Source organism: Pseudomonas sp. Sample_9 (assembly GCF_004307535.1).
In the GTDB taxonomy this organism is placed as follows: Bacteria; Pseudomonadota; Gammaproteobacteria; order Pseudomonadales; family Pseudomonadaceae; genus Aquipseudomonas; species Aquipseudomonas mercuritolerans.
Genome location: NZ_RAZO01000421.1, coordinates 1 through 2,311, shown reverse-complemented (window position 1 = coordinate 2,311; position 2,311 = coordinate 1). Strand labels below are relative to the sequence as shown.

At 60.8% G+C, this 2,311-nt stretch carries 3 protein-coding genes; all 3 read right to left on the bottom strand.

From position 1 onward, the window contains the following. Positions 1 to 180: 180 nt before the first annotated feature. The 3 genes from D6877_RS24160 to D6877_RS24150 are packed head-to-tail and all read right to left on the bottom strand — an operon-like array spanning position 181 to position 2,074. Positions 181 to 624 (bottom strand): thioesterase family protein, encoded by a 444-nt coding sequence (locus D6877_RS24160; RefSeq protein WP_016773923.1) that lies wholly within the window; start codon positions 622 to 624, stop codon positions 181 to 183. A gap of 46 nt (positions 625 to 670) precedes the next feature. Then, on the bottom strand, positions 671 to 1,504 hold the full coding sequence (locus D6877_RS24155) for an alpha/beta fold hydrolase (RefSeq protein WP_016773922.1): 834 nt from the start codon (positions 1,502 to 1,504) through the stop codon (positions 671 to 673). A 30-nt stretch (positions 1,505 to 1,534) separates the two neighbouring features. Continuing rightward, positions 1,535 to 2,074: a TetR/AcrR family transcriptional regulator gene (locus D6877_RS24150; RefSeq protein WP_016773921.1), complete on the bottom strand. Its 540-nt coding sequence runs from the start codon at positions 2,072 to 2,074 to the stop codon at positions 1,535 to 1,537. Positions 2,075 to 2,311: the final 237 nt, after the last annotated feature.

Below are 2,311 nucleotides of genomic sequence, written 5' to 3'. Positions count from 1 at the left end.
TTGCATGGGGAAACACTACTTGAAGAAAAACGTGCGGCAGTTTACTGGATATCGCCCAAATCCGCAGAACTACACATATCTCTGTGGGAGCGAGCCTGCTCGCGAAGACGGTCTTTCAGCTCATGCATGCGTGACTGACCTGACGCTTTCGCGAGCAGGCTCGCTCCAACAGGGTGAGATTTACATCGCCTCTGCAATCTGGATCGCCGGGCCATAGCCTTCGATGAATTCCGCCGGCATACGCTTCGGCTTGCCGGTCGACAGTTCGATGCACACAAACGTGGTCTGCGCGCGCAGCAGGGTGGCGTTGTCGCTGGGGCGTTTGAGCTGGAAGTGCCGGGTCATTTTCAAGCGCTGATCCCAGTCGACGATCCAGGTCGCCAGTTGCAGTTCATCACCTTCATAGGCGGCGGCCAGGTAATCGATTTCGTGGCGGACAACGGCCATCGCCCGATCCAGTCGCCGGTATTCGACCAGGTCCAGGCCGAGGCGCTGCGAATGGCGCCAGGCGCAGCGCTCGAGCCAGGTCACGTAAACGGCGTTATTGGCGTGCCCGAGCCCGTCGATGTCTTCGGCGCCTACTTGCAGATCAATGGTAAACGGCGTTGCCCGATCCCAGCCCATGCCCCACTCCCGGTCAAAGTATTCAACCGGGGCAGTGTAACGGAGCTCAGGCCGATTGGCGCGCCTGAAGGCTGCGACCGGCAAGCAGTGATAACACACCATCAATCACTCGAGGGTCGGCCAGCACGCGTTGATGGCCGCCGCTTTCCAGACGCAGCAGGCGGCTGTCGAACCAGGCTTCGTGAATCAATTGCGATTCCTTGACCGAGACGAAGTTGTCGTCCTCGGCATGCACGATCAGGCCGGGCATATCCAGTTGATAGTGGGCCACGTCCAGCGTCGCAGCGCGCATGCCGACGTCCTGCTCGACCTGACGAATGAACGCAGAACGCGCGCGCGGCGGCATGCCGACCATGCGCGCAAAACCGCGCAGCACGCCGAGAATCCGCGACGGTGCGGCGATGCTGACCAGAGTTTCCGTGCGCAGACCCAATTGCACGGCGAGCATCGCGCTGGCGCCGCCCATGGAATGGCCGATAACCGCTTGCAGCGGCGGCAATTCGGCAGCCGCTTCGAGCATGGCGCGGGCGAACAGCACTACATTGGCTTCTCGCCCAGGGGAGCGACCGTGAGCCGGACCGTCGAGCGCGACGACGGTATAGCCGGCATCGACCAGAGCATTGATCAGCGAGGCGAATTGCGTTGGCCGCCCTTCCCAACCATGCATCAGCAGCACCGTAGGGCCTTGGCCCCAGCGCAGCGCCGACAGGCCGAAGCGCAACGTGATGCGTTCGGAGCTGGCCAACAGCGGCAGCTCCCAATCCCGCAACGGCAGCGCCCGTGGCGTCATGAATGCCAGGCGCATTTTGCTCGCCACCAGTTTCGGTGCAAACCAGCCCAAGGTACCGTTAACGCCACGAACCCACTTCAACGCGTTCATCGCACTCTCCTCAGGCTTGTTGCCTTCAGGTCAACGCACCGCCGACTTGGCGGCGCGCAGCAATCGATCGGATAACTCTCCCGGACCCAGCGCTCTGGCCAAGGCCAGACCACCGACCATCAACGCGACATCGGCCAGAGCCTTGTCGGTGTCTTCAGGGCTGGCCGCCAGTTGCGCGACCATCAGCTCCAGATGCTCGTTCAGTGCAATGCGGAACGACTCTGGCAGACGGCCCAGCTCGCCAATAGACGCCGGAATCGGGCATGCGGCTTCGCTGGAATCACGGTGTTTGCGCGACAGGTAGAACGCAGCCACCAAGGCGCGACGCTCTTCGCCGGTCAGATCGGCGTCCATGTCGGCAATCAGGTCGCGACGGCGGCCCAGCAGTTGCTTGAACGCTTCGAGCATCATCGCGTCCTTGCTTTCGAAGTGTGCGTAGAAACCGCCAACCGTCAGGCCGGCTGCGCCCATCACTTCGCCCACGCTCGGGTCTGCCGGGCCGCGCTGAATCAACGCGGCGCTGGCAGCCTTGAGGATGCGTTCGCGGGTTTGAGCTTTTTTATCGTTCATCGTTGCCTCCGAATATTACGACTAGAATATTATTCGCATAATAATATTCCGCAAGTCATGAATATGACCGCTGGTCTGAAGCACAGTGTAAGGAAAAAGGAGAGTTGGCCAAACGCCAGACAAACAAAAGGGCCATTCAATAATTGAATGACCCTTATAAAATCCCGCAGAGCGGGTAATCGTGGCGTCCCCTAGGGGACTCGAACCCCTGTTACCGCCGTGAAAGGGCGGTGTCCT